Source organism: Massilia phyllosphaerae (genome assembly GCF_034659755.1).
In the GTDB taxonomy this organism is placed as follows: domain Bacteria; phylum Pseudomonadota; class Gammaproteobacteria; order Burkholderiales; family Burkholderiaceae_D; genus Telluria; species Telluria phyllosphaerae.
This window is the reverse complement of record NZ_JAXSQX010000001.1, coordinates 1,805,728-1,820,928: the sequence shown is the minus strand read 5'-3', so window position 1 is coordinate 1,820,928 and position 15,201 is coordinate 1,805,728. Positions and strand designations below refer to the sequence as shown.

Sequence of the window (15,201 nt, the reverse complement as noted above, 5' to 3'; positions counted from 1 at the left end):
CAGCAGGGAATGGCCGCCGATGTGGAAGAAGTTCGCGTCGGCGCTGACGCGTTCGCACTCGAGCAGCTCCCGCCAGATCGCGGCCAGCGCCAGCTCGGTCGGCGTCGTGGGAGCGACAAAGGCGCCGCTCTCCTGCGGGTCCGGCTTCGGCAGCGCGCGCTTGTCGATCTTCCCGTTCGGCGACAGCGGCAGCGCATCCATCACGACGAACACGCCCGGCACCATGTAGTCGGCCAGGGTCTCGGACAGGGCCGCGCGCAGGCACGCCCCCAGCGCCTCGCCGTCGGCGCCGGCTTCGCGCGTGGCCACGTAGGCCACCAGCCTGCGCTCGCCCTCCTCGCCATGTGCCACCACCACCGCTTCGGCAACCCCGGGCTGGGCCGACAGCCGGGTTTCGATCTCGCCCAGTTCGATGCGGAAGCCGCGGATCTTGACCTGGTCGTCGGCGCGGCCGAGGAAGGCCAGGGTGCCGTCGTCCAGCCAGCGCACCATGTCGCCGGTGCGGTACAGGCGTTCGCCCGGCATGAAAGGATCGTCGACGAATTTCTGGGCGGTCAGTTCGGCGCGGTTCAGGTAACCGCGCGCCAGCCCGGCGCCGCCGATGTACAGCTCGCCCACCGCCCCCACCGGCAGCAGCCTGCCGCTCGCCGACAGTACGTGCAGTCGGGTATGCGACACCGCCCGCCCGATGCCGGGAATGCCCGCCACCGGCCCGGTGAACATGGCACCGGTCGAATAGGTCGTGTCTTCCGACGGACCGTACAAATTCCACACTTTCCTGCAACCGGTGCCCGCGAACAGGCCGTTGAGCAGCTTTTGCGGCAGCGGCTCGCCAGCCAGGTTGATCACCTCGGCCGAATGCGGCACCCGGCCCCGCTCCAGCAGCATCTTCATCGCCGAAGGCACGGTGTTGACCAGGCTGACGTCGCAATCCTCCTCGAGCAGGGCCAGCGCGTCGCGCACCACCACGCAGCGGTGGCCGGCGCTGAGCGGCACGAAGATCTCAAATACCGACAGGTCGAAGTTGAGCGAGGTGCTCGCCAGTACCGCGCGCAGTTCGACCGCGCTGAAGTGCGCATGGGCCCATTCCAGCAGCGCCGCCGTGTTGCGGTGCTCGATCATGACGCCCTTCGGCACCCCGGTCGAGCCCGATGTATAGATCAGGTAGGCCAGGTGCGCCGGCGTGACGCCCACCGCCGCCGCGTCCGGATCGGACTCACTGTAGCCGGCGAAGTCGCCGTCGCGGTCCAGGCACAGCGCGAGTGCCGCCCCCGGGACCAGCGTGTCCAGCAGCCGCGCCTGGGTCAGCACGATGCGGGCCCCGCTGTCGCGCACCATGAAGTCGAGGCGCGTGCGCGGGTAGGCCGGGTCCAGCGGCACGTAGGCGCCGCCTGCCTTCAGGATGCCGAGCATGCCGACCACCATGTCGGCCGAGCGCTCGACGCACAGGCCGACCAGGGTGTCCGGTCCCACCCCTTCGGCGCGCAGGCGGTGGGCGATGCGGTTGGCTTTTGCATTCAGCGCGGCGTAGCTCAGCGCCCTGCCCTCGCACACCACCGCCACCGCCACCGTCGCCGGTGTGCGCCTGGCCTGTTCTTCGAACAAATGGTGGATGCAGCGGGCCGGCGGCGCCGCGCCGGTAGCGGCGTTCCAGCCGCGCAGGTGGTCGCGGTCGTCGGCGGTCAGCATCGCAAGTTCGCCGACCGGCGTGGCCGGCGTATCGGCGATGGCCTGGAGCAGGACCTTGAAGCTGGCGGCCATGCGGGCAATGGTGGCGGGCTCGAACAGGCTGGCGGCCGCGTTCCAGGCCAGCGTCAGGCCGTCCGCGGATGCGGCCGCGGTCAGCTCCAGGTCGAACTTGGCCGGCACGTGCTCCACCGGCAGCGCGCCGACCTCCAGCCCCGGCATGCGCAGTGCCGCGGCATCGTCGTCGCGCATCGAGAACATGACCTGGAACAGCGGCGCGTGCGAAGGGCTGCGCTCGGGCTGGAGCGCATCGACCAGCTGCTCGAACGGCAGGTCCTGGTTGACATGGGCGTCCAGCAGGGTCGCGCGCGCCTGCCGCAGCAGCGCAGCGACATCCTCGCCCGGGGCAATCGCGGTGCGCAGCACCAGCGTATTCACGAACAGCCCGACCAGGCCCTCGGTCTCCTTGTGCGCACGCCCGGCGACCGGGCTGCCCATGACGATATCGGATTCGTTGCTCCACCTGCCGAGCAGCAGGGCGAAGGCGCCCTGGAGGAGCATGAACAGCGTGGCGTCGTGCGCGCTGGCGAGCGCTTTCAGGCTTGCCAACAGGGAGGGACCGACATGCTCGACATGCTGCAGGCCGCGGAAGTCCTGCTGCGCCGGGCGCGGCTTGTCGAGCGGAAGGTTGTGCACCCGCGGCAGCCCGTCCAGGCGCGCGCGCCAGTAGGCCAGCTGCGACGCCATGCGCGCGCCCTCGGCCTGGCCACGCTGCCACTTGGCATAGTCGGCATACTGGACCGGCAGCGGCGGCAGCGGATCCGAGCCGTTCGCGCCGTCCGCACAGTACGCGGCGTACAGTGCGCCCAGTTCGCGCACGATGACGCCGACCGACCAGCCGTCGGCCGCGATGTGATGCAGGGTCACCAGCAGTACGTGCGCGCCGGGCCCCAGCCGCAGCAGGCTGGCCCGCAGCATCGGGCCGCTGGCCAGGTCGAACGGGCGCGCCGCCTCGCAGCGTGCCAGCCGCGCCGCTTCGGCGGCGGGAACGGTACCGGCCGAGAGGTCGCGCATGTCGAGTGCGACCGGATGCGGCGCCAGGATGCGCTGCACCGGCCCCGTTTCGGTATCGTCGTAGACGGTGCGCAGCACCTCGTGCCGGCCGACGACGCCATCCAGCGCCCGTTGCAGCGCCGCCACGTCGAGCGCGCCGTCCAGGCGCAGCGCGGCGGGCATGTTGTAGTGGCCCGCGTCCGGCGCCAGCCCATGCAGGAAGTGCATGCGCTGCTGCATGGGCGACAGGGCCAGCGGGAGTCCGCGTGCCGCAAGCGGAATATTCTCGTGCGCCTCCTTGCGGTGGCCGTCGATGCAGGCGGCCAGCTGGTCCAGCCGCGGGTGCTCGAAGACGGCGCGCAGCGCCAGCCGCACATGCACCGCGGCGGCGATGGCCGCGGTCATGCGGGTGGCCAGCAGGGAATGGCCGCCGATGTGGAAGAAGTTCGCGTCGGCGCTGACGCGTTCGCACTCGAGCAGCTCCCGCCAGATCGCGGCCAGCGCCAGCTCGGTCGGCGTCGTGGGAGCGACAAAGGCGCCGCTCTCCTGCGGGTCCGGCTTCGGCAGCGCGCGCTTGTCGATCTTCCCGTTCGGCGACAGCGGCAGCGCATCCATCACGACGAACACGCCCGGCACCATGTAGTCGGCCAGGGTCTCGGACAGGGCCGCGCGCAGGCACGCCCCCAGCGCCTCGCCGTCGGCGCCGGCTTCGCGCGTGGCCACGTAGGCCACCAGCCTGCGCTCGCCCTCCTCGCCATGTGCCACCACCACCGCTTCGGCAACCCCGGGCTGGGCCGACAGCCGGGTTTCGATCTCGCCCAGTTCGATGCGGAAGCCGCGGATCTTGACCTGGTCGTCGGCGCGGCCGAGGAAGGCCAGGGTGCCGTCGTCCAGCCAGCGCACCATGTCGCCGGTGCGGTACAGGCGTTCGCCCGGCATGAAAGGATCGTCGACGAATTTCTGGGCGGTCAGTTCGGCGCGGTTCAGGTAACCGCGCGCCAGCCCGGCGCCGCCGATGTACAGCTCGCCCACCGCCCCCACCGGCAGCAGCCTGCCGCTCGCCGACAGTACGTGCAGTCGGGTATGCGACACCGCCCGCCCGATGCCGGGAATGCCCGCCACCGGCCCGGTGAACATGGCACCGGTCGAATAGGTCGTGTCTTCCGACGGACCGTACAAATTCCACACTTTCCTGCAACCGGTGCCCGCGAACAGGCCGTTGAGCAGCTTTTGCGGCAGCGGCTCGCCAGCCAGGTTGATCACCTCGGCCGAATGCGGCACCCGGCCCCGCTCCAGCAGCATCTTCATCGCCGAAGGCACGGTGTTGACCAGGCTGACGTCGCAATCCTCCTCGAGCAGGGCCAGCGCGTCGCGCACCACCACGCAGCGGTGGCCGGCGCTGAGCGGCACGAAGATCTCAAATACCGACAGGTCGAAGTTGAGCGAGGTGCTCGCCAGTACCGCGCGCAGTTCGACCGCGCTGAAGTGCGCATGGGCCCATTCCAGCAGCGCCGCCGTGTTGCGGTGCTCGATCATGACGCCCTTCGGCACCCCGGTCGAGCCCGATGTATAGATCAGGTAGGCCAGGTGCGCCGGCGTGACGCCCACCGCCGCCGCGTCCGGATCGGACTCACTGTAGCCGGCGAAGTCGCCGTCGCGGTCCAGGCACAGCGCGAGTGCCGCCCCCGGGACCAGCGTGTCCAGCAGCCGCGCCTGGGTCAGCACGATGCGGGCCCCGCTGTCGCGCACCATGAAGTCGAGGCGCGTGCGCGGGTAGGCCGGGTCCAGCGGCACGTAGGCGCCGCCTGCCTTCAGGATGCCGAGCATGCCGACCACCATGTCGGCCGAGCGCTCGACGCACAGGCCGACCAGGGTGTCCGGTCCCACCCCTTCGGCGCGCAGGCGGTGGGCGATGCGGTTGGCTTTTGCATTCAGCGCGGCGTAGCTCAGCGCCCTGCCCTCGCACACCACCGCCACCGTCGCCGGTGTGCGCCTGGCCTGTTCTTCGAACAAATGGTGGATGCAGCGGGCCGGCGGCGCCGCGGACGCCGGGTTAAAGCGGTCGAGCAGGCAGGCGCGCTCTTCCGGTGGCATGACCTCGATCGTGGCGAGTGGCACGCCGGCCATGGCCGGCAGCGTGTCGAGCATGTGCGACAGGCGCTCCGCGGCCAGCGCGATATCGGCGGCGCTGAAGTACCCGAGATTGTAGTCGAGCTGGATTTCCGATTCGGCCTGGCCGCCGTATTCCCAGATGGTCGCCATCAGCGGCGTCGGCTCGTGGTTGTGGCTGAGGTAGACCAGCGTGGCCGGGACACCGTCGATCGCCAGCTTGCTGTCGAGCTTGAGATAGTTGAAGCCGACGTCGTATAGCGCACGGCTGCCCCCCTGCAGCCCGAGGTCGCGCACGATGTGTCCAAGCGGATAGCGCTGGTGACGCAGGTCGCGCCGCATGCGCTCGGACAGAGCGCACACCAGTGCGCAGAAATCCGCCTGCGGGTGGGCCTGCACGCGTACCGGGGTGATACTGGTGAACACGCCGATCATCTGCTTGTGCGCATGCGCCGGGCGGTTATGCACCGGCATGCCGAGCACGAAGTCGGTACGGTCGCAGCATCCGTACAGGTAGGCGCACAGCAGCCCCGCGAATACCGGCGCGCGCCCGACACCGAGCCGGCGCGCCAGCGCGTCGACGGCGTCCGACTGGGCCGCAGTCAATGCCATCGCATGACGCGCGCTGGCGACGGCGGCGCCGCCCGGCAAGGGCGACAGCAGGCGTTCGGGCACGCCGGCCAGGCAAGCCTGCCAGTGCGCGCGGTCGGCGGCGAAACGCTCGCCGCCGGCGTAGTCCTGGTCGGCCGCGGCCACTGCGGACCACGGCAGCGGATCGTCCGCCTCCAGGGCGCTGTCGCTGTAATACTTGCCGAGCTGGCGCGCCCAGTTGGCAAAGCCCCAGCCATCCATCGCCAGGTGGTGGGCGAAGCCGACGTACCAGTATTCCGCCTCGCCGATCTTCAAAAGCGCGGCGCGGAACAACTCCGCGTTCTCGAACGGCACCGGGGTTTCGAACAGCTCGGCCAGCCATTGCCTTGCCGCTGCGGCCGGCTCCGCGGCGCGACTGAAATCCGTCAACGGCAGGCCGGTGCTGCGATCGACGCTGATGGCCTGGGCCGGCTGGGGACCATCGCTAAGGATGCGGATGCCGAAGCCGTCGTGTCCCAGGACCAGGCGGCGATGGGCGTCGGCCAGCCGCGCCGCGTCGATCCGGCCGAAGCGGATGTAGCCGCCGACATTGTACAGCGGGCTGGCTGGATGATGTAATTGGTCGAAATAGATGTCGGCCTGGCTCAGCGTCAGTGGAAAACGGGCGTGGATGGTGCTCATGCAAACCTCGAAGTCTGGTGATGTTGGTGCGATGGATGGACAGCGCGGGTGGCGCCGGAAACCAGTTCGACCCGCGCCAGCCTGCCCTCTTCCATGACCAACACCTTGTCGGCAACGTCGAAGTAGCGGTCGTCGTGGCTGATGACCACCACCGCCTTGTTGCGCGCCCGCAGTTCGGGCAGCAGCGTCTGGTAGAACACCTGCTTGAACACGGGGTCCTGGTCGGCGGCCCATTCGTCGAACAGGTATAGGTTCTTGTCCTCGAGCAGGGCGACCAGCAGCGCCAGCCGCTTCTTTTGCCCGTCCGACAGCGCCAGCGTGGAGAAGCGGCCGTCTTTGATCGTCACCTTGTGGTCCAGCTTGAGCGCCACCAGGTAGCCGGCGATGCGCTCTTCCACCTGCGCGTCGCCCAGCCCCAGCAGGCGGTCGAACAGGTAGTAGTCGGTGAAGATCGCGCCGATCTGCTCGCGGCAGCTGACCAGGGTACGCGGATCGACCTCGACGTCGCCGAAGCGGATGCTGCCCGACTGCGGCAGGTAATGCAGCGTCATCAGCTTGCTCAGGGTGGACTTGCCGGAGCCGTTGCCGCCGACAATGAAGGTGACCTGCCCGCGTTCCAGCTCCAGGCTGACGGGCCCGACCTGGAAGCCGCCGCCGTCGCCCGCATGCGGGTGCCGGTAACACACGTCCTTGAAGACGATCGATTGCCAGTCGAAGTCCAGCGGCGGCTGCCGCCGCTCGGCCTCTTCCTCGGGCAGCTCGTCGAGGATCTGGGTCACCTTGTTGAGCGAGACGCGGGCCACGATCACCTGCGGAATGAAGTTCAGGATGCTGCTGACCGGACCGGTCACGTACAGCAGGGCCATGATCACGCCCAGCAGCTCGGTGCTGCTGACGCTGTGATAATTGACGAACACGAAGGTCACGGCACCGATCACGAAAAAGCTGATCAGGTCGCCATAGTTCATCGCGGCGCGCACGATGGTGAAGCCGCGCTTGTCGTACTGCAGGATCTTGCGTTCGTGCTCGATCAGCAGCTCGTCGAAGAAGCTGGCGCACTTGTTCTGGTTCAGCTTCAGTTCCTTGGCGCCGTAGATCAGCGCCCGGATCGACTCCTGCAGGTCGTCGGCGATGTGGCGCGAGCGCACGAAGTAGCGGTTACCGAAGTACATCGGAATCTGGTAGCTCACGACGCCGAACACGATCGCCCCCATCACGAACCAGAATACCGCCGCGTTCATGTACAGCAGGAAGCCGAGCATGCCGACCAGGGTGACGATGCTGATCAACAGGTCGGGCAGCATGCGCGCCCCCATGACGATGCGAGCGACATCGGTGGTCAGCGCGGCGATCAGCTTCGGCGATCCCATGCGTTCGAGGTCGACGATGGGCGCGTTCGCGATCCGGTGGTAGATCCGGATGCGCAGGCTGGTGGCGACGTCCATCGACACGCGCAGCAGCATGATCTGCGAGAACGACCGGGCGAACAGGATGAACGCGCAGGTCAGCAGGAATACCGCGGCCAGCCGGTAGTGGGCCACCTCGACCGCGAACACGGTCTCGATGCCGCTGTCGACCGTGGCGAAGCGCCCGGGGTCGGGCGCCAGGCTGTCGAGGACGGTAGGTATCAGGAAGGCGTAGCAGACACCGGCAAGGGCGCCCAGCACTATCGAGAAGAACACCTTGTTGGGCGCTTTCTGGCTGAAGGCATCGAACAGCTTCATATGGGTTCCTTGTTCAGCGCAGCGGCGCCAGCGTCAGCACGGCTTCCACGCCCGCCGGCGCACTGCTGGCCATGTTGAAATAGCGGCCTTGCCCAAACGGTTCCACCATGTCGTCGTAATGCGCGCTCAGCGGATGGCCGGACTGGCCGGTCGAATTGATGTACAGGTGGCGGCCGGCGCCGGGCTGGATGATCTGGCGGAAGGCAGCGCCGAAGCCCTGCACGTAGCCCTTCGATTCCACGAAGCTGGCGTTGGCCGCGTTGACCGTCGCCGGGGCGCCGCCGCTGGCCAGCTTGCGCGTGAACACCATGTCGAGCAGCTTCACGTCGCTGAACGGCGTGTGCTTGAACAAAGTGGTGTGCAGCGCACCCCAGCGCCAGCCGTCCATGTCACTGCCTTTCAGGCGGGTGAGCTCGTCGAGCGCCGTGTCGAGCGAGGCCGAGAGCGCGACGCCACAGGATGGCGCCGCCCCGGCCTGCCCGCACCATGCACCGCGCCCGCTGGTCAAGGCGGTGCGCAGCGTGTCGGCGCTGGTGTTGGCGACCACCGAATCGAGGTAGCTCTCCCTGCCCTCCTGGTTCCAGTAGCCGGCCAGGTGCGCGCCGAACAGCTGGCGCCGCAGGTGGCGCGTCCACGACATGTAGATCGACGCGGCCTGGCTGTCCAGCCCCATGTTGCCGTCCCATCCGGCCAGGTAGCGCAGCGCGTCGCGCTGACGCTGGCTGCGCGGCGGGTAGGCGTTCAGGATCGGCAGCAACTGCTGCGCCTCGCGGTTCTGCAGGTCCGACTGCATCTTTTCCATGTAGGCCAGGCTGATCGGGCGGCCGGCGGCGATCTCCTGGCCCAGGAGCTGCTCGATGCGCTCGGCGCGCGCCGGTGGCGCCCAGTCGTTCGAGATAAAATACGGGTAATCCGGACCGACCACCTTGTTGTTGGCCGAGACGATGTAGCCGCGCGCCGGATTGAAGCTCTGCGGCATGGCGGCCGCGGGAATGAAGCCGGTCCAGCCGTGCGCGCCGGCGTCGGCCACCGGCAGCGACCCATTGCCGCTGGCGCGCAGCGGGACGTGCCCGACTCCGAGGTAGCCGATGTTGCCCGCCTGGTCGGCGTACAGCATGTTCAGCGTCGGCGCCACGTGCAGTGCGAGGGCGGCCTTGAACGCGGCCCAATCGCCGGCGTAGTTCAGGCGGAAGAAGGATTCATAGGTGGTGTCGCCGGCGTCGAGCGCGGTCCAGCGCAGCGCTACCGGCTGGTCGAACACATTCAGCATGTCGCTGACGATCGGCCCGTGCTCGGACTCGCGCACCTGGATCCTAAGGGGCGCCAGCGGCTCGTGCAGGCTCGCCGGGAAGGCGGCCTTGACCTTCACGATCTCTTCGCGGGCGGCGAAGCGCTTCCAGCCGCCGGCGCTGCGGTACCGGCCCGGGTCGCCCACGTCGACCTGTTCGACGAACAGGTCCTGGACGTCGGCCATCATGTTGGTGCCACCCCATGCGATGTGCTGATTCTTGCCGAACAGAACGATCGGAAGGCCGACCAGCGACATGCCGCTCGCCTGCAGGCGCCCACCTTGCTGGCTGACGGCATACCATAGCGACGGCATCTGCAGCCCGAGGTGGGGATCGTTGGCGAGGATCGGCTTGCCGCCCTCGGACAGCCGACCGGCGGTGACCCAGGCGTTGCTGCCGACAAAGCGACCGCCGATCTGGATATCCTGCTCCATGCGCTGGCGCAGGTCGAGCAGCCCGGCCAGCGCCTTGCCGGTGCGCGCCTTGTCCGCCCCGCCGAAGGGGTCGGGCACGGTGGTCGGCGCCCCTGCGGGATACGGGCCGAACAGCGCCTGCATCCGGCTGGCGTCGAGCGTCTGGCCGGCCAGGTAGCGTTCGATTTCCTGGTTCAGGTTGCCGCCGAGGTTCAGTGCAAACACCTTGATCCAGGCTAGCGAATCGATCGGCCGCCATCTTTCGGGACGCGTACCGAGCAGGGCGAACTCGGGCGGCAACGGCGCCCCGGCCTCCAGCACGGCGTTGATACCGTCGGCGTAGGCGGTCAGCGAGGCGCGCGCCTCTTCGCTGAGGGCGGGCCAGGCGCTTTCGGCGGAGCGGTAGAGGCCGAGCGTGCGTAGCCAGATGTCCTGGCGCACCGCCTTACGTCCGAACAGTTCGCTCAAGCGTCCCTGTGCGATGCGACGCTGGAATTCCAGCTGCCACAAGCGGTCTTGCGCGTGCGCGTAGCCCATCGCGAAGTACACATCGCGCTCCGAAGCTGCCTTGATGTGCACCACGCCATGAACGTCGCGCGTCATGGTGACCGGCGCGCCCAGTCCCTTGGTCCACACGGTGCCGTTGACCTGGGGCTTGCTGGACTGGAAATACCACGCCGCGGCGGCAGCCAGCACAAGTAGGGGCAAGAGCACCCACGCGAGAAATCGAAACAACAATGGATAGGCACGAAACACGTTCAATCCTCGTTCATGTGGGGCGGGCCGGGCACGCCGCGGTGAGGCGGCGGCGCGGCGTGCGGTGAGGTCGGGATGCGGTCCGGCGGCCGGCGGCATACCGGCGCAGGCTGCGGATTAGCGTTGCTGCGGTTCGACTTCGATCCAGCAGGCGAAGATCGGGTGCCCGTCGATGATCATCGGCGGCCCGGCGCGGTGGCAGTGGAAGCCGGCACGGCGCAGCAGGCGCTCGATACCGACCGGCGACACCGTGATCAGGCGCTTGGCGCCATGCGCCGCGGCGCAGGCGATCGATTCGCGCAGCAGGGTGACCGCGATTTCGGACGAGAACTGCGACAGTGCGGAGGTAGCGGTGGGGCTGTTGAAATCGACTGCGGCAAAGCGCGACAGCTCCCACACCTCGTCGCTGCACGGCAGGGGCATACCGTTCAGCAGTTGCGGGAAGATGTCGCCGAGCAGGTAGGGACGGCTGGTGGGCAGCAGGCGGGCGCAGCCATTGACCTGATCTTGATCGTCTTGCGATACAACGTAGACCGTGTCCGGGCGATCGAACTGGTCGAGCTCTTCGCCGTACTTGGTCTGCAGCTCCCAGCCGAGAGTCTCGATAAAGACCTTGTAGCGGTAGCTGGCGACTTGGGAAAACTTGGATTCAGAAAAAGCCCTGCTATTACCTGCGATAACGTTCATTTCTGCTCCGCTCCGATGTGCACTAGGGTTTGTAGATGGGAGCATTAGACGTTTTTATTGTTTTTGGAAACACTGTCATGTTTGTCAGTCGATGTGGCGGCGGCGCACGTCTGCCCGTCGCCGGTCCGACCGGCAGCATGGGGCTGTGGTGTCCGTGCCCCTCCCCCGCCCCGTGTGCGCAAATGCCACAGGTGTGCAAACCTGCACAAGCACCGTGCTCGGAAGCGGCTTGTGCCCAGCGGTTCCAGGCCTAAAATACGCTGGCGATTTCCCGTCGCGATCATAACCACAACAGGAGACAAGCCATGGCCATCATTCCGCCCGCAACGGAGGCCACGATGGCATCATCCTTCTCACAGGCAGCCCGCCGGGCAATCCTGCTGTTCGCGCTCGTCCCCTGGGCCAGCGCCCAGGCCCAGGTGCAGGCCGGCCCCGGCACCTGGATCGGCAACCAGACCTGGGCAAGCGACAGCGTCAACGGCGGTGCCCTGACCGGCTACTACTACTGGCCATCGACGGCGCCCGCGCTCGCCGGCAAGCGCGCACTGGTACTGGTGCTGCACGGCTGCGCACAGACCGCCGCCGGCGACGTCATCGACGGCACCGGCGACAAGGGCTACAACTGGAAAGCCGTGGCCGACCAGTACGGCGCCGTGATCCTGGCGCCGAACGCCACGGGCAACCTGTACGGTAGCCACTGCTGGGACTGGGCCAGATCCACCCACAGCCGCACGACCGGCCACTCGGCGGTACTGCTCGACCTGGTCAACCGTTTCGTCAGCAACCCGCAGTACGCGATCGATCCGAATCAGGTGTACGTGGCCGGCCTGTCCTCGGGCGGCGCCGAGACCATGGTGATGGGTTGCCTGGCACCCGACATCTTTGCCGGCATCGGTATCAACGCCGGCCCGGCCCTGGGCGTGACGACGGCGCAGATCGGCAGCGTGCCGTCCGGGACCAGCGCCACCAGCGCCGGCAAAAACTGCAAGAACCTGGCCGGCACCAATGCGACGGCCTTCGCCACCCAGGTCGCCGGCGTCGTCTGGGGCACGGGCGACTATACGGTGGCCCAGGGATACGGCCCGCTCGATGCGGCAGCGATGCGGGTCGCCTACGGCGGCAGCTTCACGAAAGGCGCGGCCGCCAGCGTGCCGACCGGCGGCAGTAACATCCCCTACAAGGATGCCAACGGCAAGGTGCGCACCTCGGAAATGACGGTGACGGGCATGGGCCACGCCTGGCCGGCCGGCAGCGGCGGCCAGAACGGCAACTACGTCGACGCCACCAAGGTGAACTACCCGGCCTTCGTGACCGATTTCTGGTTCACCAACAACCTGCGTGTGGCGCGCGTGGCGGCGCCGGTGATGGCCTCGTGCAGCGCCAGCGTCGCGGGGTCGACGGTGACGGTCAGCGGCGCGGCCAGCGGCGCCGTCATCGGCAGCTATCGCGTGGCGCTGAACGGACCGACACCGGTGGACGACGCCGCGGCCGGCAGCGGCGCCGGCTTCAGCAAGGCTTATGCGGCGCGCGCCGATGGCTATTACAGCGGCAGCGTCAGCGCCACCGACAACACGACCGGCCTGACCTCTAACGCCTGCGCGATCGCGCAATTCCTGGTCGGCACCGCCCCGGCGCTGCAAGCCCCGGCAGCCCTGGAGGTCGCCGGGTCGAGCGCCGCCAGCATCACCCTGCGCTGGGACGCGTCGAACGGCGCCACCGGTTACAACGTCTATCGTAACGGGGCGAAGGTGAACGCGGCGGCAATTACTTCGACGGGCTATACGGATGCCGGGCTGGCGGCAGCCACCAGCTACGGTTACCAGGTCGCGGCCGTCGGCAACGGCGGCGTCGAAAGCGCACGCTCGGCGACGGTGACGGGCAGCACGGCGTCCGGTTTCACGTGCACCGCGACCACGTCGAGCAATTACGCCCACGTGCAGGCAGGACGTGCCCACGACAGCGGCGGCTATGCACTGGCGAACGGCTCGAACCAGAACATGGGCCTCGACAACACCTTTTATACGGCGACGCTGGCGCAGACGGCAGCTGGCTACTATGTCATCGGCAATTGCCCATAAGGGAAAGTCAAATCCGCAGGCCCACAGCCCCGGTCATCAGCCGATTTCTGCCCCTGCGCCCTCAAGGCAGCTCGTGCACGTCCGATAAGCCCAGGTTGTCGGCCAGGAAGGCCAGGCAGGCATTCGCCGGCAGCGGCCGGCTGTACAGGAAACCCTGAACGACGTCGCATCGCTCGCGCCGCAGCAGATCGCGCTGGGCAGCCGTTTCGACACCTTCGGCCACGGTCTTGAGCCCCAGGCGGCGCGCGGTGTCGAACATGCCCTGCAGAATCGCAAGGGTCCCGTCGCTGTCCAGCATGCCGGCCACGAAGGAACGGTCGATCTTGATGGTATCGATCGGAAAGTCCTTCAAATGGCTCAGGCTCGAATAGCCGGTGCCGAAATCGTCCATGCTGATGGTGACCTCCAGCAGTTTGAGCTGGTTCATCAGCCGCACCGCCAGCAGCGGATCCGCCATCGACCCGCTCTCGGTCACTTCGAGATCGAGCAGCCCGCCCGGCATCGCGTGGCGCCGCAGGGTGTCGGCGATCGTCTGTACCAGCCCGACCGTCGTGAACAGCCGGCTCGACAAGTTGACGGCCATGGTCACCGACTCGATGCCGAGCGTCCGCCAGCGCGCCAGCTCGGCGCAAGCGCGATCGATGATCCAGAAACTCATCGGGACGATCAGGCCATTGCGTTCGGCCAGTGGAATGAATTGGTCCGGTCCGATCAGACCGCGCGTGGGATGACGCCAGCGCACCAGCGCCTCGACGCCGGTCACCCGTTCGGTCGCCAAGTCGAGCTTGGGTTGATAATGCAACTCGAGCTCGCCGTTCTCGACGGCGCGGGCGAGGTCGTGCTCCAGCAGGTAATCCCTGGCGCGTCCCGTCGCACTGGCGGAAAAAGGCTGGAGCCCGCCCTGCCCGGCCCGCTTGGCCTGGCGCACCGCCATGCCGGCGGCGTCCAGCAAGGTGTCCATGTCGCTGCCGTCCGCCGGAAAGCGGGAAAAGCCGATGCCGCTGGTGACATGGATTGTCCGCTCGCCGAGTTGCAGGCTGAATTGCGCGACCTGCCATAGACGGTCGAGACGGACCGCCAGGTCGTCCCCGGCGTGGCCGTGGTGCAGCAGGGCCACGAAGGTATCGCCGCCGAAGCGTGCCACCAGGTCGCCGTCGCCCACCGCGCCGCGCAGGCGCCGGCTCAACTCCACCAGCAGCGCGTCGCCGGCACGGTGGGTCAGTGCGCTGTTGATTCCACTGAAGTTGTCGACATCGATCAGGACCACCGTCGCCAGCGCCTCCTCGCGCTGCCAGACAGGCATGGCGTGCCGCATCCGTTCCTCGAGCTGGATACGGTTGGGGAGTCCGGTCAGGGCGTCACGCGTCAACAGGCCGGCCAGTTCGCCAGTAAACGTCGACATCCGCTGCTCGTCGTCCGCATACAGGAGCGCGGTGGCCGCGAGCGCCACTTGCCGCAACCGGATCAGTTCCTGCGCCATGTGCGCCAGGCCGTACAGGATGCGCGTCTCGCCGTCGGTCAGCTTGCGCGGGACCCGGTCCAGCACGCACAGCGTGCCGATCTTGTGCCCCTCCGCACCGATTATCGGCACGCCGGCATAGAAACGGATATGAGGCTCCCCGGTCACCAGCGGATTGCGGGCAAAGTGCGGATCGCGCCAGGCGTCCTCCACCACCATCATGCCTTCGCGCTGGATCGCGTGAGCGCAAAACGACGAGGAGCGCGGGGTTTGCGCGGCGTCGAGCCCCTGGCGCGACTTGAACCATTGCCGCTCCTGGTCGACCAGGGATACCAGCGCCATCGGCATCGCCAGCGCATCGCAAGCCATCCGCGTGAGATGGTCGAAGGTGTCCTCCGGCCCTGTGTCGAGCAGCCTGGTGGCGTGCAACGCGGCCAGCCGCGCCGGCTCATCGGCAGCGCCCGTGTGCGCCGCGGGCGCCACAGTACATGTCGGGAAGTAGGAAACCATGTCAATACAGGCGCGAGGCCGATCTGTTTACTGCCGTTAAGGCTACCAAGTGCGGGTTGCAATATCCGTTGCCGGTTAAGCTAGCTCGACCTGAAGCGCAGAAGCTTTATCAAGTCTTCGGATGTTGCATGTTCGCATATGTTATTTATATAAAGCAACAAATAG

At 67.8% G+C, this 15,201-nt stretch carries 6 protein-coding genes; 1 reads left to right on the top strand and 5 read right to left on the bottom strand.

Annotated features, from left to right (window positions below):
• From U1H99_RS08115 to U1H99_RS08100, 4 genes are all read right to left on the bottom strand, one after another.
• Positions 1 to 6,120: non-ribosomal peptide synthetase (locus U1H99_RS08115; protein ID WP_323141183.1), on the bottom strand; the 6,120-nt coding region annotated here is incomplete at its 3' end.
• Positions 6,117 to 7,844: a cyclic peptide export ABC transporter gene (locus tag U1H99_RS08110; protein ID WP_323141182.1), complete on the bottom strand. Its 1,728-nt coding sequence runs from the start codon at positions 7,842 to 7,844 to the stop codon at positions 6,117 to 6,119. The genes U1H99_RS08115 and U1H99_RS08110, both read right to left, overlap by 4 nt.
• Before the next feature lie 13 nt (positions 7,845 to 7,857).
• A complete protein-coding gene (locus U1H99_RS08105) occupies positions 7,858 to 10,254 on the bottom strand; it encodes a penicillin acylase family protein (protein ID WP_323141181.1) in 2,397 nt (798 codons plus the stop codon).
• Between the two features lie 165 nt (positions 10,255 to 10,419).
• On the bottom strand, positions 10,420 to 10,989 hold the full coding sequence (locus tag U1H99_RS08100; RefSeq protein WP_323141180.1) for an acyl-homoserine-lactone synthase: 570 nt from the start codon (positions 10,987 to 10,989) through the stop codon (positions 10,420 to 10,422).
• Between the two features lie 338 nt (positions 10,990 to 11,327).
• On the opposite strand from U1H99_RS08100, the gene U1H99_RS08095 reads away from it, so the two are divergent.
• Positions 11,328 to 13,067 (top strand): extracellular catalytic domain type 1 short-chain-length polyhydroxyalkanoate depolymerase, encoded by a 1,740-nt coding sequence (locus U1H99_RS08095; protein ID WP_323141179.1) that lies wholly within the window; start codon positions 11,328 to 11,330, stop codon positions 13,065 to 13,067.
• A 61-nt stretch (positions 13,068 to 13,128) separates the two neighbouring features.
• Here the strand turns inward: U1H99_RS08095 and U1H99_RS08090 are convergent, their stop codons facing one another.
• A complete protein-coding gene (locus U1H99_RS08090) occupies positions 13,129 to 14,955 on the bottom strand; it encodes a putative bifunctional diguanylate cyclase/phosphodiesterase (protein ID WP_323141178.1) in 1,827 nt (608 codons plus the stop codon).
• Positions 14,956 to 15,201 lie beyond the last annotated feature (246 nt).

Excerpts from the sequence above, each read along its gene's own strand:
- U1H99_RS08110 (WP_323141182.1), bottom strand. The coding sequence starts at position 7,844 with ATGAAGCTGTTCGATGCCTTCAGCCAGAAAGCGCCCAACAAGGTGTTC.
- U1H99_RS08100 (WP_323141180.1), bottom strand. The coding sequence starts at position 10,989 with ATGAACGTTATCGCAGGTAATAGCAGGGCTTTTTCTGAATCCAAGTTT.
- U1H99_RS08095 (WP_323141179.1), top strand. The coding sequence starts at position 11,328 with ATGGCATCATCCTTCTCACAGGCAGCCCGCCGGGCAATCCTGCTGTTC.